The organism is Phenylobacterium sp. GW823-FHT02A09 (assembly GCF_058797775.1).
Window position 1 is genome coordinate 213,318 of sequence record NZ_JBXAJZ010000001.1, and the last position, 20,077, is coordinate 233,394.

At 69.2% G+C, this 20,077-nt stretch carries 18 protein-coding genes and 1 pseudogene; 10 read left to right on the forward strand and 9 right to left on the reverse strand.

Annotated features, from left to right (window positions below; genetic code table 11):
* Positions 1-13: 13 nt before the first annotated feature.
* From AC1Q87_RS01110 to AC1Q87_RS01125, 4 genes are read right to left on the reverse strand one after another with little or no spacing between them, the layout of a single operon-like run.
* A complete protein-coding gene (locus AC1Q87_RS01110; RefSeq protein ID WP_492607195.1) occupies positions 14-271 on the reverse strand; it encodes a hypothetical protein in 258 nt (85 codons plus the stop codon).
* Positions 268-801 carry a cysteine hydrolase family protein gene (locus tag AC1Q87_RS01115; protein WP_492607196.1) on the reverse strand — a complete coding sequence of 178 codons (534 nt, stop codon included), beginning with the start codon at positions 799-801 and terminating at the stop codon, positions 268-270. Before AC1Q87_RS01115 ends, AC1Q87_RS01110 begins: the two co-directional genes overlap by 4 nt.
* Positions 798-1,430: a GNAT family N-acetyltransferase gene (locus tag AC1Q87_RS01120; RefSeq protein ID WP_492607197.1), complete on the reverse strand. Its 633-nt coding sequence runs from the start codon at positions 1,428-1,430 to the stop codon at positions 798-800. The genes AC1Q87_RS01115 and AC1Q87_RS01120 overlap by 4 nt, the downstream gene beginning before the upstream one ends.
* Positions 1,430-2,116, reverse strand: coding sequence for a hypothetical protein (locus AC1Q87_RS01125; protein WP_492607198.1), 687 nt, complete (start codon positions 2,114-2,116; stop codon positions 1,430-1,432). The genes AC1Q87_RS01120 and AC1Q87_RS01125 overlap by 1 nt, the downstream gene beginning before the upstream one ends.
* Between AC1Q87_RS01125 and AC1Q87_RS01130 the strand changes: the two genes are divergently transcribed.
* From AC1Q87_RS01130 to AC1Q87_RS01140, 3 genes are all read left to right on the forward strand, one after another.
* On the forward strand, positions 2,093-3,070 hold the full coding sequence (locus AC1Q87_RS01130) for a LysR family transcriptional regulator (RefSeq protein ID WP_492607199.1): 978 nt from the start codon (positions 2,093-2,095) through the stop codon (positions 3,068-3,070). The genes AC1Q87_RS01125 and AC1Q87_RS01130 overlap by 24 nt on opposite strands.
* A 92-nt stretch (positions 3,071-3,162) precedes the next feature.
* The gene (locus tag AC1Q87_RS01135; protein WP_492607200.1) at positions 3,163-5,580 is read left to right on the forward strand and encodes an ATP-binding protein; all 2,418 of its coding nucleotides are present in this window, start codon (positions 3,163-3,165) and stop codon (positions 5,578-5,580) included.
* A 97-nt stretch (positions 5,581-5,677) separates the two neighbouring features.
* Complete coding sequence (locus AC1Q87_RS01140; RefSeq protein ID WP_492607201.1) at positions 5,678-8,473, forward strand: Ig-like domain-containing protein; 2,796 nt, start codon at positions 5,678-5,680, stop codon at positions 8,471-8,473.
* Between the two features lies 1 nt (position 8,474).
* Here the strand turns inward: AC1Q87_RS01140 and AC1Q87_RS01145 are convergent, their stop codons facing one another.
* Entirely contained in the window at positions 8,475-9,932 is a 1,458-nt protein-coding gene (locus tag AC1Q87_RS01145) for a flavin-containing monooxygenase (RefSeq protein ID WP_492607202.1), read from the reverse strand.
* Between the two features lie 202 nt (positions 9,933-10,134).
* On the opposite strand from AC1Q87_RS01145, the gene AC1Q87_RS01150 reads away from it, so the two are divergent.
* The 6 genes and pseudogenes from AC1Q87_RS01150 to AC1Q87_RS01175 all read left to right on the forward strand — a co-directional run bounded on the left by AC1Q87_RS01150 (position 10,135) and on the right by AC1Q87_RS01175 (position 15,714).
* Entirely contained in the window at positions 10,135-10,725 is a 591-nt protein-coding gene (locus AC1Q87_RS01150; protein ID WP_492607203.1) for a TetR/AcrR family transcriptional regulator, read from the forward strand.
* A 314-nt stretch (positions 10,726-11,039) separates the two neighbouring features.
* Positions 11,040-11,891 (forward strand): annotated as a pseudogene (locus AC1Q87_RS01155) (ABC transporter ATP-binding protein); the annotation flags it as partial.
* Positions 11,866-12,690, forward strand: a complete 825-nt coding sequence (locus AC1Q87_RS01160) for an ABC-2 family transporter protein (RefSeq protein WP_492607204.1) — start codon at positions 11,866-11,868, stop codon at positions 12,688-12,690. The pseudogene AC1Q87_RS01155 and the gene AC1Q87_RS01160, both read left to right, overlap by 26 nt.
* On the forward strand, positions 12,690-13,466 hold the full coding sequence (locus tag AC1Q87_RS01165; protein ID WP_492607205.1) for an ABC-2 family transporter protein: 777 nt from the start codon (positions 12,690-12,692) through the stop codon (positions 13,464-13,466). Before AC1Q87_RS01160 ends, AC1Q87_RS01165 begins: the two co-directional genes overlap by 1 nt.
* A 30-nt stretch (positions 13,467-13,496) precedes the next feature.
* On the forward strand, positions 13,497-14,534 hold the full coding sequence (locus AC1Q87_RS01170; RefSeq protein WP_492607206.1) for an NAD(P)/FAD-dependent oxidoreductase: 1,038 nt from the start codon (positions 13,497-13,499) through the stop codon (positions 14,532-14,534).
* Positions 14,535-14,544: 10 nt separating this feature from the next.
* A complete protein-coding gene (locus AC1Q87_RS01175) occupies positions 14,545-15,714 on the forward strand; it encodes an acyl-CoA dehydrogenase family protein (RefSeq protein WP_492607207.1) in 1,170 nt (389 codons plus the stop codon).
* A 14-nt stretch (positions 15,715-15,728) separates the two neighbouring features.
* On the opposite strand, the gene AC1Q87_RS01180 is transcribed toward AC1Q87_RS01175, so the two are convergent.
* The 3 genes from AC1Q87_RS01180 to AC1Q87_RS01190 all read right to left on the reverse strand — a co-directional run bounded on the left by AC1Q87_RS01180 (position 15,729) and on the right by AC1Q87_RS01190 (position 17,721).
* The gene (locus AC1Q87_RS01180; protein ID WP_492607208.1) at positions 15,729-16,415 is read right to left on the reverse strand and encodes an energy transducer TonB family protein; all 687 of its coding nucleotides are present in this window, start codon (positions 16,413-16,415) and stop codon (positions 15,729-15,731) included.
* Between the two features lie 129 nt (positions 16,416-16,544).
* The gene (locus AC1Q87_RS01185) at positions 16,545-17,366 is read right to left on the reverse strand and encodes an aldo/keto reductase (protein ID WP_492607209.1); all 822 of its coding nucleotides are present in this window, start codon (positions 17,364-17,366) and stop codon (positions 16,545-16,547) included.
* Positions 17,367-17,448: 82 nt separating this feature from the next.
* Positions 17,449-17,721 (reverse strand): hypothetical protein, encoded by a 273-nt coding sequence (locus AC1Q87_RS01190; protein ID WP_492607210.1) that lies wholly within the window; start codon positions 17,719-17,721, stop codon positions 17,449-17,451.
* Positions 17,722-18,026: 305 nt separating this feature from the next.
* On the opposite strand from AC1Q87_RS01190, the gene AC1Q87_RS01195 reads away from it, so the two are divergent.
* Complete coding sequence (locus AC1Q87_RS01195; RefSeq protein WP_492607211.1) at positions 18,027-18,851, forward strand: transglycosylase SLT domain-containing protein; 825 nt, start codon at positions 18,027-18,029, stop codon at positions 18,849-18,851.
* An 8-nt stretch (positions 18,852-18,859) separates the two neighbouring features.
* On the opposite strand, the gene AC1Q87_RS01200 is transcribed toward AC1Q87_RS01195, so the two are convergent.
* Entirely contained in the window at positions 18,860-20,056 is a 1,197-nt protein-coding gene (locus AC1Q87_RS01200; protein WP_492607212.1) for a CaiB/BaiF CoA transferase family protein, read from the reverse strand.
* Positions 20,057-20,077 lie beyond the last annotated feature (21 nt).

Genomic DNA, 20,077 nt, shown 5'->3' on the forward strand with positions numbered 1-20,077 from the left:
CGCTTGGCGCGGGTCAGGCGTCGGCCTTGCGGCCCTGGAGGATGGCTTCGATCTGATCGAGCACGGCCAGGGCGACGTCCTCGCCCTGCTGGTCGCAGATCTCTCCGGCGCGTTTGATGATGTGGCTGAGCGCGACGCGGTCGCGCGGCCCGAGCAGGGCGGCCATCTGCAGCAGCTCGCGGGCGTCGGGATCCATGCGCTCGTCGCCGTCGAGAATGCGGCGGAAGTCGCCGGCCTCGCGATCGGTCTGGGTGATCTTGATCTCACTCATGGCGCATTGGCCGCAGCGTACGCCGCGGCCTCCTCTTTCAACAGGTCGTCGGCCGCGATGAGCCGACAAAGGGGGAAAAGCGAAGTCAGCGGCGTGCAGAGCGCGCGGCGCAGGTCGGGGGCGTCGTCGCCGCCGGTGGCGACCGCGTCGCTCAACACCTCGACGGGCAGCCGCAGGTCGGCCGCGGCGAAGGCGGTGGCCAGCACAGCATCGGCCATCGAAAAGCCGATCAGCGCCAGCGGGCCGCCTAGCCCCCGGGCGTGGCGGGCGAAGGCCGGGTGCGAGAAGGCCGAGGGGCCAGGTCGCACATAGACCGGCTCGGACGGCAGCGGCTCCAGGCCGGCGATCGGCCGGGCGGCTTCGGGGGCGCCTTCGCGGCGGTGGACGTGTAGCACGGGCCAGCCGCGCGCCCTGGCCTGTTCCAGCACCCGTCGACACGCCGTGGCGACGTCGGCCGCGCTGGGAGCGGCGGAAAGCCGGGCGCGCTGCAGGTCGAGGCAGACCAGGGCCGCAGGTGGCGGTGAACTCATCGGGCGTGCGCGCCGAGATTGGTGGCGGGACGGGCGACCGAGCGATCGAGGACGCCGGCCTCGTCCCAGGCGCCTTCGGGGCGCAGCAGCACCATGGGATCGCTCTCGAGGGTCAGGGCGTCGGGCGGCGGCGCGCCCTCGACGACCATTTCGACATAGTCGTGGTCCGAGAAGGCGAAGCCCTCGCGGCCAGGACGGATGCGAGCGTTGAAGTACTGTTCCCAGAACGGGATCAGCCGGACCTGGCCGTAGCCGAGGATCTGCCGGTAGTTCTTCTTTTCGGCCAGGCGCTTGGCGGCGAGGATCAGCATCAAGGTCGCGCGCCCGCCGCGATACTCGCGCCGTACGGCGACCCGCTCGACCTTGGCGAACTCGGCGAACCAACGCACCCGCAGCGTCCCGATGGGCTCGCCGTTGCGGCGCAGGACCAGGTGCGTCGTCCCGGCGAAGTCGTTGCCGTCGTACTCCTCGTCATACGGGCAGGCCTGTTCCCCCAGGTAGACCAGCGAGCGGACCGCCATCGCCTGCATGATGTCGGGCAGGGTGCGGCAGATGACGATTTCGAGCTCGGCGTCGTCGATGTCTGTGACGGCGCGGGCGTCCATCGGCATGCGGACGTTGGCGTTCATTAGGCGGCCCTCCCGATGCGGGCCCAGGCGTCGGCGACGACCAGGCCGCCGGGGCCGGGGACCGGCCGGGCGCCGATGCGCTTGAGGAGCGTGCGCTCGCCGCCCGGCGTCGCTGCGCGGCCATACAACGGGATGGTCGGGAAGAGGTCGCGGTGCAGCTTCACCGCCCCGGCCATCACCGTCGCACGACCGCGCAGCGTGGTCCCCGCCATTCCCCAGCCGTAGATGGCGACGACCGGCTCCCCCGGACGGGCGGCCTGATCCTGCGGTGGATTGACGCCATCGAACACGCCCGCCGCGAGGCCGGGCAGCGCCGCGGGGGTCAGCGGGATGACCGCGATGACCCCGGCGAGTTGCCCATTGACGCCACGGAAGGTAAACGAGGACGCCTGGGTGAGATCCTGTAGCTGCGCAAGGGTTTCGACCGTGGCGATGTTCGGACTGACAGTCCGGGCGGCGAGTGCGCGGCCCTCGACGATGTCGTCGTGGGTGGCGAGAGTCATACCGAGTTCGCTCAGTCCTCGATGACAGCGTTCGGCGAAATCGCGAATGTTCATCATCACATCGCCTTCTTGTGCGAAGATGTGATTTGGTAGAGCGTCAATGTTCGAGTGTGCAGCCTCGAAGTTCGTATGGGGGCCCCACGGCCTTTTGGGTGCCGGATGGACAATGGCGACGGCGGACATGCCGACTGGGACGATATCAAAACCTTCGTAGCGGCTGCTCAGACGGGTAGTTTCGGCGCCGCGGCCCGCCGCCTGAAGACGACTCAACCCACGGTCACACGCCGTATCGACGACCTGGAGCTTCGCCTCGGGGCCAAGCTGTTCGACCGTGGACTGCGCGGGGTTTCACTGACCCGGGCCGGCGAGATGGTTTACGACCGGGCGTTGACCATGCAGCGCGCGTCGCAGGATATCGAGCGCCTGAGCCTGGACCACGAGACCCCCGATGCGGGTGAAGTGACCGTGGCGATGCCCGAGGGGATCGGCGGCTACGTGACCGGCCTGGAGGTCGCCGACTTCGTCCGCGAGAACCCCGGCATCAAGCTGGGCCTGGACTGCGGATTCTATCCTGAGAACCCGGTCGACAGTCAGGTGGACCTCTCGATCCAGCTGATGGACGCCAGCGGGGTGCCGGAATTGACCGCTTCGCCCCTGGCGACGCTGCATTACGCGCTGTTCGCCTCGCGTGAGTACCTCGACACGTATGGGGCCCCCACGCGGATCGAGGCGGCGGTAGGCCACAGGTTCATCTATCACTCGGCGCAGGTCAGCAAACGCGGGCGCTGGGGCGCGAAAACCTCGGCGTTCATGGAGCTGGCCGAGCCGGCGATGGTCGTCAATTCGTCGACGGTGATGCTGCACGCCATCCAGCGCGGCGCCGGGATCGGGGCCATTCCGACCGCCATCGTGGCGGTGGCGCCGGATCTGGTGATGCTGGACATCCCACCGCTGGCCAGTTCCACAGTGTGGCTCTGCCATCACCGCGAAACGGCCAAGACCGGCCGCGTGGCGCGGGTCGCCGAATGGCTGGGCTCGATCTTCGACGCCCGCGAGCGCCCGTGGTTCCGACCCGAGTTCATCCATCCCAGCGAGTTCCGCGACTGGGCCTGGCCGGCGGCGACGGCCCGCGGTTGAGCGCCAGCGCGTCACAACCGCTTCAATTGAGCCTTAACTTTAGTCCCTCACGCTCATCCCGCTGATATCAAAAACGAAACGGGGGGATCAGCATGGCGGGCGGCACGGCCGAGTCGCGTCCGTTTGGCCTGGAGATCTCCCAGGCGGTTTGCGACCGCGCGACGCGGCTCGCGAAGACCATGTTTTGTGCGCTCGAGGCGCAGATCATTTTCCTGAAAGACGGCGAGGTCTGGCGCAGTCGCGATCCGGACTCGAAGATCGTGCGCCAGCGCGACAAGGCCGCCGAGCTGGTGCAGGCCAGCGGCGAGCTGTTGTGGATCGAGGACGCGCACCTTGATCCGCGCTTCGCCGACAGCCCGGCGGTGGTGGGCCCGCCCTATCTGAGGTCCTATGTCGGGGTTCCGATCCGCCTGGCCGACGGCACGACGCCGGGCGTCCTGGCGGTGTTCGGCGATGCGCCGCGCGCATTCGACGCCGGCCTGGCCGGGCGGCTGGGCGACCTGGCGGAGTTCGTCGCCGACGAGTGGTCGCGCGCCCAGGCCAGCCATGCGCGCGAGCAGAGCCGCCGCGAACGCGACGCCATTCAATCGACCCTGGCCGCCATCGTCGAGGCCATGCCGGTCGCGCTGGTGCTGACCGATCGCGAGATGCGCGTGATCGGCGCCAGCCCACGCTGGATCCGCACGCTCGAGCTGGGGCAGCCGATCGTCTACGGCCACACGATCCAGGAACTGGCGCCGCACATGTATGCGCGCTGGCAGGAAGCCTACGACCGCGTGCTTTGCGGCGAGAGCATCAAGGCCGATCGCATCCAGGTGAACGAGCCCAGCGGCGCGGTCCGCTGGTTTCGAGCTGAGCTGGCGCCCTGGTACGCCGCCGACGGCGGCGTCGGCGGTCTGATCATCGCCAGCTACGACATCACCGACATGGTCGAGGCGCTGGAGGCGACCGAACGCTCCGAGCAGCGACTGATGCTGGCGATGGAGATCGCCGACATCCATGTCTTCGAGATGGACTATTCGCGCCGCGAGCTGATCAAGACCGGGGCCGAGGACACCTTCTTCACCGAACCCAAGACATACGACGAACTGCACCGCGACATCTTCGGAACCATCGATCCGCGCGACCGCGTGCGGGTCGAGGAGGCGTGGCGCGAGCACCTACGCACCGGCGAGCCGTACAGCCCCGAGTACCGGTTGGTCCGCCGCGACGATCGCGAGGTCTGGGCCATGGGTTCGACGCGGTTGATCGCCGACGAGCGCGGCCGGCCGTTGCGGGTGATCGGCGCGTTGCAGAACATCAGCGAGCGCAAGGCCGCCGAGCGCGCCCTGGTCCAGGCCAAGGAAGACGCGGAGGCCGCCAATCGGGCCAAGTCCACCTTCCTGGCGACCATGAGCCACGAGATCCGCACGCCGCTGAACGGGGTGCTGGGCATGGCCCAGGCGATGGCGGCCGAGAACGGGCTGTCGGACATCCAGCGCGAGCGGCTGGAAGTGATCCGCCAGTCGGGCGAGACGCTGCTGGCGATCCTCAACGACGTGCTCGACCTGTCGAAGATCGAGGCAGGCAAGCTGGAGTTGGAGGAGGCGGACTTCGACGTCGCCGCCCTGGCGCGCGGGGCGCATGCGGCCTTCACCGCCATCGCCAACAAGAAGGGCCTGTCGTTCGCGCTGGGCATCGAACCGGCGGCGCTGGGCGTCTATCGCGGGGATTCCACCCGCGTGCGGCAGATCCTCTACAACCTGGTCTCCAACGCCCTGAAGTTCACCGAGCAGGGCGAGGTGCGGGTCAGCGTTGACCGCGACGCGGGAGGCCTGCGGCTGAGCGTGTCGGACACCGGGATCGGCATTCCGTCCCATCGCCTGACCGCGCTCTTTCAGAAGTTCGAGCAGGCAGACGCCTCGACCACCCGGCGCTATGGCGGCACGGGTCTGGGGCTGGCGATCTGCCGCGAACTGGCCGGGCTGATGGGCGGGGCGATCGAGGCGACCAGCGAGGTCGGCGCGGGCACTACCTTCGTGGTCACCCTGCCGCTGAACTGGGTCGGGGCGAGCGCGGCGCTGCCGACGCCGCCGAGCGCCGAGGCCCAGCAGATCGAAGCCTGCGCCTGTTCGGCGCTGCGGGTGCTGGCGGCCGAGGACAACACCGTCAACCAACTGGTCCTGAAGACCCTGCTGCACCAGATCGGCGTTGACCCGCACATCGTCGAGAACGGTGTCGAGGCCGTCCGCGCCTGGGAAAGCGGAGAGTGGGACGTGATCCTGATGGACGTGCAGATGCCGGTCATGGATGGGCCCAGCGCTTGCGCCCTGATCCGCGGCCGCGAGGCCCTGGAAGGGCGCGAACGCACCCCGATCATCGCCCTGACCGCCAACGCCATGGCCCATCAGGTGGCCGAATACATGGCCGCCGGCATGGACGGCTTCGTGCCCAAGCCGATCGAGGTGGGGCGCCTGTTCGAGGCATTGCAGCAGGTGCTGGAGGCGGCCGGAGACGCTAAGGCCGCCTAAGGCTTCTGGGTGCAGGGGCGCATTTACCACGACTTTAGATAGAATTCTTCCCGTGCTCGGGGCATTCGGGGGCAGTGTCCCATTTGAGTGAGTCCCCATGGCCGCGCCGACTATCAACATCACGCTCGACAAGGCCGCGCTGAAGCTTGGCGAGACGGCGACCGCGACCTTCACATTCTCGGCGGCTCCCGTGGGGTTCACCCTCGGCGACGTGACCGTCACGAACGGAACGCTGTCGGGGTTGGCCGCCACGCCCGATCCCCTCGTCTACGAGGCGATCTTCTCGCCTTCGGGAGGATTGAACGGCGCGAGTGCGGAACTGTCCGTCGCAGCCGGCGCCTATGCGGACACGTTGGGCAATCTGGGCCTGGCCGGCATAAGCCCGGCGATCTCGCTGGATACTCAGGCGCCGAGCGTCTCGATCTCGTCGTCCGCCTCCCAGCTGAGGTCCGGGGAGACGGCGACGATCACTCTCACCTTTTCCGAGGCGGTGGCTGGCTTCAGTCTCAGCGACATGTCGGCCGTGGGCGGCACGCTGTCGGGACTTTCCGCCACTGGCGACCCCCTGATCTATACGGCGACCTTTGCGCCCAACGGTGGTTTGAGCGGCCTCCTGGGATCCGTGTCGCTCTCTGCGAACTCCTACACCGATGTCATTGGAAACGACGGCGGCGGCGGCTCGAGTTCGGCGATCGTGATCAACACCTTGGGGCCCTCGGTGCTGATAACCAGCTCGGAGGCGGCGCTGAAGGCGGGTGAGAGCGCCCTCCTGACCTTCACTTTTTCCTCGCCGCCGACCGGCTTCTCGGTCGCCGATATCAGCTTTTCCGGCGGAGCCGTCTCTGGACTCAGCGATATGGGCGGGGGCGTCTACGAGGCGACCTTCACCCCGAGTCTCGGGGTGGCCGCAGGGGTCGGAAACGTTTCCGTGGCGTCGGGATCCTACACCGACAGCTTCGGCAATCAGGGCGGCGGGGCCTCTCTCGCGCCAATGTCCATCGACACGCTCCGCCCGACCGCGAGCATCGCCGTCGCCGACCCGAACCTCGGGATAGGCCAGACCAGCCTGGTGACCTTCACGTTCTCGGAAGCGGTGACCGGGTTCACCAACGCCGACCTGACGTTTGACAACGGCACGCTATCGGCCGTGAGCAGCAGCGACGGGGGCGTCACCTGGAGTGCGACACTGACGCCGACGGCCGGAATCACCGACACGATCAATGTGATCACCGTCGATCTGACCGGCGTCGCCGACCTTGGCGGCAATGTTGGATCGGGCACGGTCGATTCCCCGAACTACATCCTGGATTCCCAACGGCCGACGGCCACCATCGTCATGTCCGACACGGAGCTGAAGGCGGGCCAAACCTCGACGGTGACGGTGACCTTCTCCGAAGCTGTGGCCGGCTTCACCAACGACGACGTGACGGTGGCGAACGGGACGCTGTCGACCTTGAGCAGCGCCGATGGCGGGATCACCTGGACCGCGACGTTCACGCCGAACCTAGGCGTCGACAACACGACCAATCTCATAGTGGTGAACAACGTCGGCTACACGGATCTGGCCGGGAACGCCGGCACCGGCGTGACCAATTCGGCCAACTACGTCATCGACACGATCGTCCCGACCGCGACCATCGTGGTCGCAGACGCGGCGCTGAAGGCCGGCGAGACCAGCCATGTCACGTTCACCTTCTCGGAGGCGGTGACCGGCTTCACAATCGCCGACCTCATGGTCGCGAACGGCGTGATATCCAATTTGATCAGCGGCGATGGCGGCGTCACTTGGACGGCGATGCTGGCGCCGACCGCCAATATGACCGACGCGAGCAACGTCATTGAGCTGGACCAGACGGGCGTTGTGAATGCTCGCGGCAACTCTGGCGTGGGCACGGTCGGTTCCAACAACTACGAGATCGACACCGCCCTCCCGACGGCGACGATCCTGGTCGCCAACGCGCAAATGCAGGCCGGACAAACCAGCCTGGTCACGATCACGTTTTCGGAGAGCGTGGTCGGCTTCGATCTCTCGGACCTGTCGGTCGCCAATGGCGTGCTGTCCAGTCTGGTCAGCGTGGACGGCGGCAAGACCTGGACCGCGACCCTGACGCCGACGGCCGGCATTACCGACGCGACCAACCTGATCGTGCTGGAAACGAGCGGGGTGACGGATGCGGCCGGCAACACCGGAGCCAGCATCGCGATCTCCAACAATTACAAGGTTGGCCACGTCCCGCCGACGCAGGTCAGCGATGACGACGTGGTCGTCTTGCCGGCGGCAGGCGGAGAGGTCGCGGCGGGGCCTGGCGACGACAGCGTCAGCGGCGGCGCGGGCGCCGACTTCATTCAAGGCAACACCGGGGCCGACACCCTCGCCGGCGGCGGCGGCGACGACATCGTGCGCGGCGGGCAGGACAACGACTTCGTCCACGGCAACGCCGGCGCCGACACGCTGTTCGGCGACCTCGGGAACGACAGCGTGTTCGGGGGACAGGGCGACGACTTCGTCCAGGGCGGGGCCGGAAACGACTATGTGCTGGGCGATCTGGGCCGCGACACGGTGCTGGGCGGGCAGGGGGCGGACACCGTCTTCGGCGGCGCGGGCGACGACTATCTGTCGGGCGACCTGGGCGATGACGTACTGGTGGGCGGCGCGGGCGCGGATATCTTCAACTTCACCGCCGGCGGCGGCCGCGACGTGGTGATGGACTTCTCCCGGGCCGAGGGCGACCGCATCCGCCTCTCGACGACGGACGCCGCGGATTTCGCCGCGCTGACGAGCAAGCTCGTCGCCGACGGCGCCAATACGATCATTCAGCTCGACGGCCAGACCATCGTGCTGGCGGGCGTCGCGAAGTCGGCGCTGAGCGCCGCCGACTTCGTGTTCGGCTGACCTACTCGGCCGGCTCGGCGGCGCGGGCGTCCACGTATGCCGAGGCGTCGAAGCGGGCGACCGCGTCGGCGTAAGCCTGGGCCGAGCCCGGCCAGTTGTTGAGGATCTTGCCCTCCGGGGTCTTGTACCAGCTGGTGCAGGTCCCGGCCCACGGCGTATGGGCGAGCTCGGCCTGGATCTTGTCGTTGTAGGCGGCCTGGACGGCTGCGCCGACCGACAGCGGACGGTCTTGGGCCAGGGCTTGCAGCACATAGCCGACCTGGGCCTCGATCATGAAGATGATCGAGTTGTGGCCGAGATTCGTATTCGGCCCGTAGAGCATGAAAAGATTGGGGAAATCGGCGACGGTGATCCCGAGGTAGGCCTCCGGCCCGGACGTCCAGGCCTGGGCCAGGGTGACGCCACCGAGCCCGGCGATCGCGGTCTCGCCGGCGAACGATTTGGTCTCGAACCCGGTCGCGTAGATCACCACGTCGGCCTCGTGCAGACGGCCGGTCGCATCGACGACGCCCTGCGCGGTCATGCGGGTAATGGCCTCGGTGACCAGTTCGACGTTGGGTCGGGTGAGGGCGGGATAGAAGTCGTTGGAGATAAGCACCCGCTTGCAGCCGACCTCGTAGTCGGGGGTCAGCTTGGCGCGCAGCTCGGGATCGGCGACCTGGGCGTTCAGGTGGGCCAGCGGGATCGGGACCTCCTCGACCGGCGCGGTGCCGTTGCGCTTGGCGATCAGGCGGTCCTCGGCCATGTGGAAGATCTCGCTGCGGACCTTTTCCATCAGCTCCGGGCGGGCGCGGAACTGGGCCTTCTCCTCGTCGGTGTAGGGACGGTTCATGCGCGGCACGATCCAGTTCGGCGAGCGCTGGAAGAGCGTCAGCTTTCCGGCGACCTTGGCGACCTCCGGCACGAACTGGATGGCGCTGGCGCCGTTGCCGATCACCGCCACCCGCTTGCCGGCCAGATCGATCGCGGAGTCCCAATGGGCGGAGTGGAAGGCCGCGCCGGCGAAGCTCTCACGCCCTTCGATCGGCGGCAGCTTGGGGCGGTTGAGCTGGCCCCAGGCGGTGACGAAGGCCTCGGCCGTCAGACTGGAGCCGTCGGCGAGAGAGATCGACCAGCGGTCGGCGGCCTCGTCCCACCTCGCGCCCGTCACCTCGGCGTTCAAACGGATGTGGCCGGCGAGGCCGTGCTCGTCCACGACGCCTTCGATGTAGGCGAGAATGTCGGGCTGGGCGGAGTAAACTTCGGGCCAATCCGGGTTCGGGGCGAAGGAGTATGAGTAGAGGTGGCTGGGGATGTCGCAGCCTGCGCCCGGATAGACGTTTTCACGCCAGGTGCCGCCGACGCGATCGGCCTTTTCGAGGATCAGGAATGACGACTCACCCTGGGCCTTGAGCCGCAGTCCCATGCAGAGTCCGGCGAAGCCCGCGCCCAGAACGGCGACTTTCACATCCGCGGCCATCGTCTACTCCCCACGAAAATTCTTGTATGCGTGACGCTAGCGGGGGGCGGCTGGGTGATCAACGCTCACTTTGTCGCTCGCAGACGAACGGCGGCCTCGACAAGCCGGGACGGGCTTGAGAACATCGTTCGGATAGGGAGGACGACATGCCACGCCGCGCCACCGCGCAATCGACTTCGGACGCCCCGGCGGGAGCGGCCTGATGGCCTGGACCGATCAAGGCGTCCGGCGCCGTCCGTACCACGTCGGCAATCTGCGCACCCTGCTGCTAGACGAAGCGCGCGCGCTGCTGGAGGCGGGCGGGCGCTCCGAGCTGAACCTGCGGGCGTTGGCCGGCAGGGCCGGGATCGCGGCCGGCTCGGTTTATCACCACTACGCCTCGAAGGCGGCGCTGCTGGCTGGGCTGGCGGCGATGGGTTTCCGTGAGTTGGAGGCGAGTCTGAGGGAGGCCGGGGCGCACGCCGAGACCACGCCGATCCGCACGACGGCGCTGGCCTATTTCGACTTCGCCCGGGCTCAGCCGGCGCTCTATGAGCTGATGTTCGACGCCACCCTTATCGCCGAGGGCGATGTGGCCGAGGCCCGCGACAGCGCCTTCGCCGTACTGGAAGAGGTGATCGCCGGCGCGCCCAGCCAGCAGGGCGTCGACCCAGCCATCATCCACAAGGTCGCCCTGGCGGTCTGGGCCTGCGGCCATGGCGCGGCCGCCCTGACCCAGGCCGACGAGAGCGGCGACTCGACGTTGATGGAGGACGTGATCCAGGGCCTCGAGGCGCTGTTTCGACCGCGCTAGTTGCATTGCGCGAAAGCTCGACTTAAACCTACCCGCGTTCCGCGAACGTGTTCGCGGCGGATCGGATTTGAACGCGATGGCCGGCAAGGCTTCGAACATGCCGAATTACCAAGGGCTCGCTTACCCGCGCCCGACGTATTTCGCATGCCCAAACCTTGCCTCCCAGACCCGCCATCCGAGCCCCGCCCATGTCGACCACGCCCGCCATCACCGTCCGGAACCTCTGTAAGCGCTATAGCTACGCCAAGCGCGGCCGCGGGCTGGCCGGCGCGTTTTCGTCTCAGCAGGTGACCATCGAGGCCGTGGCCGGGGTGTCGTTCGACATCGCGCCGGGCGAGCGCGTGGCGATCATCGGACCGAACGGCGCGGGCAAGTCGACGACGCTGAAGATGCTGTCGGGCATCCTGGAGCCGACAGCGGGCGAGGCGCAGGTGCTGGGGCTGGTGCCCTGGCGCGAACGCAAGGCGCTGGCCTACCGGATCGGGGTGGTGTTCGGGCAGCGCTCGCAGTTGTGGGGCGAGCTGCCGGCGCGGGACTCCTTTGCGCTGCTGGCCAAGATCTACGACCAGGACGAGGCCGTGGCGCGCCGGCGGCTCGGCGACCTCTCCGAACGTTTCGCCTTGGCCGAGCTGATGGACCAGCCGGTCAACCGCATGTCGCTGGGCCAGCGGATGCGCTGCGAGATCACCGCCAGCCTGCTGCATGGGCCTGAGCTGCTGTTCCTCGACGAGCCGACCATCGGCCTGGACGTGACCGCCAAGGCGGCGATCCGCGACTTCGTGCGCGAGCACGCCCGGGACCATGGCCTTACGGTCGCGCTGACCTCGCACGACACCCGCGACATCGAACTGGTCTGCGAGCGGGTCATCGTGATCGGCGACGGGCGGATCGTCGTCGACCAGCCGACCGACCAACTGCGCCGCCGGTTCCTGGGCCGCAAGATCGTGACGCTGCAGTCGGCCAGCGCGGGCGTCTGCCTCGACCTGCCCGGGGTCAGCCGCCGCGCGACGGCGGCGCACACCACGGTGCTGGAGGTCGACACCGGCGTCACCCGCGTCGAGCAGGTGATCGCCGCGGCGCTGGCCCAGGGCGGCATCGAGGACGTGACCATCGAGGACCCTCCGATGGAGGAGGTCATCCATGACATCTACTCTGGCGGTCGTTGAGGCCCGGCGCGGGGCGGGCGCGGCCTGGGCGGCGCTGCGGGTCGGGGCCGGCGAGACCCTGGCGGCCTGGCCGGTGCTGGCCGGGCGCTGCGTGTTCTTCGTGATCCTGTTGCTGGTGCTGTCGGCGCTGTGGGACAAGGTGGCGGCCGAGCAGCTGCCCGGTACGCTGGCCTATGCGCTGCCGGCGGGCGGGCTGGCGCTCTACATCGGCGCGACCGAGTGGGTGACGCTGTCGCTGCCCGCCACCCACCTTCGGCTGGAGGACGACATCCGCTCGGGCGGGCTGGAGCCGCATCTGTTGCGGCCCAAGTCGTACCTGCTCCAGGTGCTGAGCCAGAACCTGGGCGCGGCCCTCGTGCGGCTGGCCGCCCTCGGGATCACGGCGCTGGCGCTGCTGGCGGCGTCGGGGCGGGCGTGGCCCCCGCCCGAGGCGTTTCCGCGTCTGCTGGTGCTGGGCGTTCTGGGCGTCGTGGTCGGGGTGCTGCTCTACGCCCTGGCCGGGCTGATGGCGTTCTGGGCGCGGCGGGTGCTGCCGTTCCAGCTGGTGATCCAGAAGTTGATGTTCCTGCTGGGCGGGCTCTACGCGCCTGTGACGCTCTATCCGCCTCTCATGGAGGCCATCGCGAAGGCCTCGCCGTTCGCCGCGCACCTCTACTGGCCCGCGGCGATGACCATGACGCCCGACCTCTTCCTTGTCGGGCTGGGCTGGCAGCTGCTGTGGATCGTGGTGCTGAGCGCGGCGTGCATCGGGCTCTGGCGTGCGGGTCTGGCCAAGGTGCTGCGGCGGGGAGGGGTATGATGCGCTTTCTTCGCCTCTACGCCGCCGAGGCCGCCGCATCCGTGCGGATGTCGTTCGCCGACAAGGCCAACTTCGCGTTGCAGGTCGGCGGCATGATCGTCAATGACTTGGTGTTCTTGATCCTGTGGGCGCTGTTCTTCGCCGGCTTTCGCAGCATCGGCGGCTGGGGCATGGCCGACGTCGCGCTCCTGCTTGGGCTGATGATGTGCATCGTCGGCCTGGCCGGGGCGCTGGCCGGCGGCTATCGCGACATGGCCGGGTCGATCGTGCGCGGCGAACTGGACGGCCTGCTCACCCAGCCGGCGGGCCTGATCGCGCGGCTGCTGGCGCGCGAGAGCATCGCGACGGCCTGGGGTGACCTGGCTTGCGGCGTCGCGGTCTTGCTGCTGTTCGCGCAGGTGCGCTGGGAGCAGCTGTCGCTGTTGGTCGTGGCCATCGCGGCGGGAGGCACGGTCTATGTCTCGGCCGCGATCTCGTTCGCCAGCCTCGCGTTCTGGGCGGCGGGCGCGCGCAGCTTCGCCCGCGACCTGACCGATTTCACGCTGCTGTTTTCCAGCTATCCGGGCTCGATCCACCAGGGACTGGTCAAGGTCGCGGCCTATACGGTGCTGCCGGCGGCGTTCGTGGTGCTGGCGCCGGTGAAGATGCTGCGCGAGCCGAGCGTGGGAGCCGTTGCGATCGTGGTCGGCTCGGCGCTGGGCTATGGCGCCCTGGCTGCGGGGCTCTTCCACCTGGGTCTGCGGCGCTATCGGCGCGGCGCCTCGCCCGGGACTTGATTTTGAGCGCGAAGCCCGCTCGTTAGGCCCATGAGCAAAGGCCCCAAGATCACAGTGGCCGGGGCCGGCGCGCTGGGCCTGACCACCGCCCTGGCCCTGGCGGACGCGGGCGCGCGCGTGACCGTCTTTGACGCGGCGCAGCCGGGCGACAACGCCTCGGGCGTGGCGGCCGGGATGCTGGCGCCGGCCTTCGAGGCGGTGCTGGACGCCAGCGCCACGCCGCACTTCGCGCTGCTGATGGCCGCCCGCAACCTGTGGCCGGCGCTGGAGGCGCGGATCGGATTGACCGCCGACCGCGCCGGGGCGGTGGCGGTCGGCGACGACGACTTTCTGGCCGGCATCGACGGCGCGCTACGAGGCCTTGGCATGCATCCGACCGAGTTGGAGCGCGGCGCGCTGGCGGGCCTGGCCCCTGACCTGGCGGACGGCTGGCGGCGAGGGCTGCTGGTGCGCGAGGACTGGCGGATCGAGGCCGGCGCGGCGCTGGCGGCGCTGCGCGGCGCGGCGGTCGAGGCCGGGGTCGAGTTCCGCCAACAGGCGGCCAGCGGCTTCGAGGGCGGCGAGCGACTGGTGATCGCCACCGGCGCCGGCCGCGACCTGGCGGTGGTGGCGCCGGAGCTTTCGAACGTGTCGCCGATCAAGGGGCATATCCTGCGCACCCGCGAGCGGGCCTATCGCGGCGTGGTGGTGCGCGGGCAGGGCGCCTATGTCACGGGCGCCCCGGGCGGGCTGACCATCGGGGCGACGATGGAGGCGGGGCTGGGCGACCGCGCGGTGGAGCCGGCCAAGGTCGAGCCGCTGAAGGCGGCCGGCGTGCGGCTCTTCCCGCATCTGGCCGGCGCGAGTTTCGAGGCCGAAACCGGGGTGCGTGGAGCGACCCCCGACGGCCTGCCAATGGTCGGGCGCGGGCGGCATCAGGACGTGCTGTTGGCGGTCGGGGCGCGGCGCAACGGCTGGCTGCTGGCGCCGCTGGTCGCGCGGCTGATCGTGGCTTGCGTGACGGAAGGGGAAGCTGGTCCCTTTGCCGAGGCCATGAGTCCGGCGAGGTTCGACGCGCCGGCGAAGTAGGGAGAGAGCGATGAGCGGCTTCTGGTTGAACGCGGAACAGGAAGCCATCGTCGAGAGCGTGAGCCGGCTCTGCGCCCAGTTCGACGCCGACTACTGGCGCAGGACCGACGAGACCGGCGACTTCCCTGAGGAATTCGTGGCCTCCATGGCGGCGGGCGGCTGGCTGGGCACGGCGATGCCGGCCGAGCTGGGCGGGGCGGGCCTCGGGCTGACCGAGGCGGCGCTGGTCATGCAGGCGGTGACGCAGTCCGGCGCGGGCTTTTCCGGCGCCAGCGCCATGCACCTGAACATCTTCGGACCCATGCCTATCGTCAGGTATGGCAGCGAGGAACTCAGGAACCGGGCGATACCGCGGCTGATGTCCGGCGAGGACAAGATCTGCATCGGCATCACCGAGCCGGATTCCGGCCTCGACACCACCAGCCTGACCACGCGTGCGGTGCGCTCGAACGACGGCTATGTCATCTCGGGCCGCAAGGTGTGGACCACCATGGCCCAGCGCGCGAACAAGATGCTGATCATCGCGCGGACCACGCCGAAGGATCAGGTCAGGAAGGCAACCGAGGGCCTCAGCCTGTTCTACACCGACTTCGATCGCTCGAAGATCAGCGCCACGGTGATCCCGAAGATGGGCCGCAAGGCGGTCGAGTCGAACAGCGTGTTCATCGACAACCTGGAGGTCCCGGCCGGCGACCTGATCGGCGAGGAGGGGCGCGGCTTCTACTACCTGCTCGACGGACTGAACCCCGAGCGGGTGCTGTTCGCGGCCGAAGCGGTGGGGCTGGGGCGCGCGGCGCTGGCGCGGGCGGCGACCTACGCCAAGGAGCGGGTCGTGTTCGGCCGGCCGATCGGCCAGAACCAGGGCGTCGCCCATCCGCTGGCCAAGTCCTGGGCCGAGCTCGAGGCGGCCAATCTGATGGCGTTCAAGGCCGCGGCGCTGTTCGACGCCGGGCGCGAGTGCGGCGCCGAGGCCAACGCCGCCAAGTACCTGGGCGGCGAGGCCGGCTTCCACGCCTGCGAGGCGGCGGTGCTGGCGCATGGCGGCATGGGCTACGCCAAGGAGTTCGACGTCGAGCGCTATTTCCGCGAGGCGATGATCGCCCGCATCGCGCCGATCAGCCGTGAGATGGTAATGAACTACATCGCCGAGCGGGTGCTCGGCCTGCCCAAGAGCTATTGAGCAGGCCGAGGCCGTTAGCCGAGGTTGAAGCGGATCGGGATCTGAACCGTGCCGCCTTCCACCGGCTGGCCGTCGCGGGTCATCGGGCTCATGCGGAAGTAGGGGGCGAGCTTGAGGGCCGCGCGGCCGAAGCCTTCGTCGGCCGGCGTTTCACGGGCGACCGAACAGCCGCTGAGCGAGCCGGCGGCGCTGACCTGACAGGAGATCGTCGCCGTGCCGCCGATGCCGCGCCGCTGGGCGGAGTCCGGATAGAAGCGGGCGAACTCGCTGGCGCCGGGGCGCTTCAGCCAGTTGGGGGCCACGATCACCGCCGGCGGCGCAGGCGTCGGCGGGGCCGGCGGGCCGAGGGTCGTGACCGGCTCGGTCGGCGGGGGCGACGGGACCGGCGGCATCGGGACGGGCGCCGGTATGTCGAAAGGCAGATTGAGGGTGACGGGCGGACGCGGCGAGGCGGCGCGTTCGGTCGGCTGCGTTATCGCTTTGGGCGGCGGCGGGGGCGGCGTCCAGGTCTGGACGTTGATGATCGGGCCTTCCGGCAGCGCCTCCGGCTCGGGCGGCGTCCAGGTCTTGACGGCGAGATAGGCGGCCAGGCCGCCGTGGACGATCACGGACAGGGCGATGGCCGCGGTAACGGCCGGAGAGCGGCCGGAACGAGGCTTCGACGGGCCGAGCACGACCGGCATGAACTGACGGATGACCATTGGCGACCTCCCTTTGTTTTTCGTCGCTGAAACAAAGGGTCGCGCCGCGATCGTGTCCGAAGCTTGGCCGTGGGGCAGCGCAACGGTGGCGGGGCGGTGACCAAGTGGCGCCGCCGCCCCGCGCGCGCGTTAGCCGAACTTCAGCGGGTCCGGACCGATGCGGCCGTCGGGGCTGTCGAGGGTCGCGAAGGCGGCAATGTCCTCGGCGTCGAGGGCGAAGTCGAAGACATCGAAGTTCTGGCGCAGGCGGCCGGGATTGGCCGACTTCGGGATCACCAGGAAGCCGCTATCGAGGTGCCAGCGGATGATGGCCTGGGCCGGGGTCTTGCCGTGCTTGGCGGCGATCTTGCCGATCACCGGATCCTCCAGGACCTTGCCCTGGCCGAGCGGGCTCCAGCACTCGGTGACGACGCCCAGTTCCTGGTGGGCGGCGCGCAGGGCGGTCTGCTGGAAGCGGGGATGCAGTTCGACCTGGTTCACCGCGGGCGCGACGCCGGTCTCGCCGACGATGCGGCGCAGGTTGTCGGCGGTGAAGTTCGAGACGCCGATGGACTTGGTGCGGCCCTCTTCCTTCAGGCGGACCAGCGCCTTCCAGCTCTCGACATAGAGGTCCTGGGTCGGGCAGGGCCAGTGGATCAGGTAGAGGTCGACGCTGTCGCGGCCTAGGCGCTGGAGCGACTTGTCGAAGGCCTTGAGGGCGCGGTCGTAGCCCTGGCTCTCGTTCCAGAGCTTAGTGGTCAGGGCCACCTCGCCGCCGGCCGCGGCGCGCTTGAGGCCTTCGCCGACGCCCTTTTCGTTCTGGTAGATGGCGGCGGTGTCGACGTGGCGGTAGCCGGCGTCGACCGCGGCCTCGACGATGACGGCGGCTTCGTCGTCCGGCACCTGCCAGACGCCAAGACCGAGTTGGGGCAGCGCCGCCCCGTCGTTGAAGGTGAGCAGCGGCTGGGTCATGAATGCACCTTGCGTTGAAGCCAGACGGCCAAGATTGGAACTCGGCCGGCGACGCACAAGGCGCGGGTGAGCTCCGGCGTTTCTATCGCTTGTTCGCGGCGTCCGCGGCCAGCTTGATCTCGTCGTTCGCCTGCCGGAGCAAATCCTTCGCCTTGGCCGCATGACCGCCTAGATCCGAGTTGTTGGCCTGCTGGGCGGCGGTGAGCTTGTCGAACGCCTGGCGAACCAGGTCCTGGGCCGCCGCCAGATTGCCGTGACGTTGCGCGCTGATATCGCGGGCCGGCTCCTGGGCGGTCGATGACGATGCGACGAGCAGGGCGAGCGTCGCCGCCGCGCTTACGATCAGGTGTCTCAACTTATGCTCCTCGTTGGCTGCCGACCGCGTGGCGGACCGTTGAGCGCTTCATCCCTGAATCGTGAGAAGGAAGCTGACTTCGGCCACGGCCACTCGGTCGCATTGGGGGCGGATGCCTCCGCTGCAAACGCGATCTCAACTCGGCCCAGGCTGGACGACGGCCAGAGGGCGACGCGCACGAGCGCCGGTCCGCGGAGAACCAGCAAGCGCAAAACGTCGCGCGACGGGCCGACGTTCCCGAGCGTCCGGCCGGCTCGCCGAACATGGTTAGCGACGCGTTAACCATGTCGGGGCACATCTGGCCCATGGCGATCGAGGGAATCAGAGGTGTAGTGGAGGCCGCGATCCAGCGGGCCTCGAACGCCACTGGCGTCGATTTCACCTTCCTCATGAAGACCGCCGCGCGCGAGAGCGGCTACAATCCGCGCGCCAAGGCCCCGACCTCGTCGGCCGCGGGACTATTCCAGTTCGTCGAGCAGACCTGGCTGGCGACCCTCAAGCAGCATGGCGCGAAGTACGGCTATGCGCGCTATTCCGAACTGATCACCAAGGGCGCGGACGGCCGCTATCGGGTGGCCGGCGCGGAAGCGCGCAAGGCGGTCATGGACCTGCGGATGGATCCTCATGCGGCGTCGCTGATGGCCGGGGAACTGACCTCGGACCACGCCTCCTACCTGAAGGGCCGGGTCGGTCGCGCGCCGACGGCGGGAGAGCTCTACGCCGCTCACTTTCTGGGCCCGCAGGGCTCGGCGCGGCTGATCGAGGCGGTGCGCAGCCAGCCGGGCGCGAGCGCGGCGGCGATGTTCCCCGAGGCGGCCGGCGCCAACCGCTCGATCTTCTATCGCGACGGCCGGCCGGCGACGGTGTCCGAGGTCTATGCGAACCTGACCAAGGGCGCGCACGGTCCGGCCCCGACCGCTCCGCGACAGGCTCCGGCCGACACCAATTTCGTGCAGTACGCCTCGGCGCGTCAGCAGCAGCTGCAGGCGAGCCAGGACGCGATGGTCGACCTGATCCTGCGCGGGACCAAGGCCGACGACGACGCCAGCGCCGGCCAGCGGATGACCGGATCGCTGTTCACCAGCGAAATGCTGCGGGTGCTGTCCGAGGCGCGCGACAAGGCCAGCTAGAGCACGAGCTAGGCGGCCGCCCCGGCGCTGAGCATCGCGTCGATCTGCGCGCCGGAGTAGCCGAGCTCGGTCAGGACCTCGCGGGTGTGCTGCCCCAGGCCCGGAGCCGGGGGGCGGCGGTCTAGATCGGCCCCCGGGAAGCGGGCCGGCGCGGCGGGCGAGCGGTAGGTCCCGCCCTGACCATCCTCAAGATCGACGAAGGCCCCGGCGGCGGCGGCCTGCGGATCGGCTGCGACCTGAGCCGGCGTCTGCACCGGCGCCCAGACCAGGTCGGCCTCGTCCAGGCGGCGGGCGATCTCCTCGAAGTCGAGCTGGCTGAAGGCGGCGTCGAACTGTTCGACCAGGGCGGCGCTATTCTGGCGGCGCACGCGGCCGGAGGCGAAACGCTCGTCGGTCGGCAGGTCGGGGCGATCGAAGGTCTTGCAGAGCAGCTGCCAGTCGTTGCTGGCCCCGCGGGGGTTGAGCACGAACCAGTGGCCGTCACGGCTGCGGTAGAAGTTGGCCAGCGGATCGAACGGGGCGCTGCGCGGGCGGTTGGAGGCGAGCTTGCCGAAGGCCAGCTGGACGGCGAGGTCGGAGCTGACGGCGTAAATGCCCGTCGCCAGCAGCGAGGTCTGCACGACGCGCCCGACGCCGGTGCGTTGGCGCTCGACGACCGCCGCCAGGATCGCCGAGACGGTGGCCAGCGAGGTCATGTGGTCGCCGACGCCGGTGCGCAGGATGAACGGGTCGGTTCCCTTGGGCGCGTGCATGTGAGCGACGCCGGCCCGCGACCAGAAGGCGGTGACGTCGAAGCCCGGCTTGGCGGCGTCGGGGCCCTCCAGGCCATAGCCGGTGACCATGGCGTAGATCAGCCGCGGATTGCTCGCCCGCAGCGTCGCCTCGTCGAGGCCGGCGCGCTTGAGGGCGGCGGGCCGGACATTGGTCAGGAAGATGTCGGCTTCGGCGGCCAGCCGGGCCAGCGCATCGCGCCCCTCGGGCTTGGAGATGTCGAGCACCACGGCGCGCTTGCCGCGGTTGTCGAGGCCGAAGGTCGGATTGCCGGAGATGTCGCTCTTGGCGTCGCCGAAGACGTGGCGCATCGGGTCGCCTTCCGGCCGTTCGACCTTGATCACCTCCGCGCCCCAGTCGGCGAGAATGCCGGCCGCGCCGGGGGCGGCGATATAGGAGGCGAACTCGACGACCTTCAGACCCTGCAGCAGCACGCGCGCGCCTCCCTTGTTGTT

Coding starts and splice junctions, on each gene's coding strand:
- AC1Q87_RS01175 (WP_492607207.1), top strand. CDS start 14,545: ATGAGCGGCTTCTGGTTGAACGCGGAACAGGAAGCCATCGTCGAGAGC.
- AC1Q87_RS01120 (WP_492607197.1), bottom strand. CDS start 1,430: ATGAACGCCAACGTCCGCATGCCGATGGACGCCCGCGCCGTCACAGAC.
- AC1Q87_RS01165 (WP_492607205.1), top strand. CDS start 12,690: ATGCGCTTTCTTCGCCTCTACGCCGCCGAGGCCGCCGCATCCGTGCGG.
- AC1Q87_RS01110 (WP_492607195.1), bottom strand. CDS start 271: ATGAGTGAGATCAAGATCACCCAGACCGATCGCGAGGCCGGCGACTTC.
- AC1Q87_RS01135 (WP_492607200.1), top strand. CDS start 3,163: ATGGCGGGCGGCACGGCCGAGTCGCGTCCGTTTGGCCTGGAGATCTCC.
- AC1Q87_RS01115 (WP_492607196.1), bottom strand. CDS start 801: ATGAGTTCACCGCCACCTGCGGCCCTGGTCTGCCTCGACCTGCAGCGC.
- AC1Q87_RS01140 (WP_492607201.1), top strand. CDS start 5,678: ATGGCCGCGCCGACTATCAACATCACGCTCGACAAGGCCGCGCTGAAG.
- AC1Q87_RS01160 (WP_492607204.1), top strand. CDS start 11,866: ATGACATCTACTCTGGCGGTCGTTGAGGCCCGGCGCGGGGCGGGCGCG.
- AC1Q87_RS01150 (WP_492607203.1), top strand. CDS start 10,135: ATGGCCTGGACCGATCAAGGCGTCCGGCGCCGTCCGTACCACGTCGGC.
- AC1Q87_RS01130 (WP_492607199.1), top strand. CDS start 2,093: ATGGACAATGGCGACGGCGGACATGCCGACTGGGACGATATCAAAACC.
- AC1Q87_RS01180 (WP_492607208.1), bottom strand. CDS start 16,415: ATGGTCATCCGTCAGTTCATGCCGGTCGTGCTCGGCCCGTCGAAGCCT.
- AC1Q87_RS01170 (WP_492607206.1), top strand. CDS start 13,497: ATGAGCAAAGGCCCCAAGATCACAGTGGCCGGGGCCGGCGCGCTGGGC.
- AC1Q87_RS01125 (WP_492607198.1), bottom strand. CDS start 2,116: ATGTCCGCCGTCGCCATTGTCCATCCGGCACCCAAAAGGCCGTGGGGC.
- AC1Q87_RS01145 (WP_492607202.1), bottom strand. CDS start 9,932: ATGGCCGCGGATGTGAAAGTCGCCGTTCTGGGCGCGGGCTTCGCCGGA.
- AC1Q87_RS01185 (WP_492607209.1), bottom strand. CDS start 17,366: ATGACCCAGCCGCTGCTCACCTTCAACGACGGGGCGGCGCTGCCCCAA.
- AC1Q87_RS01195 (WP_492607211.1), top strand. CDS start 18,027: ATGGCGATCGAGGGAATCAGAGGTGTAGTGGAGGCCGCGATCCAGCGG.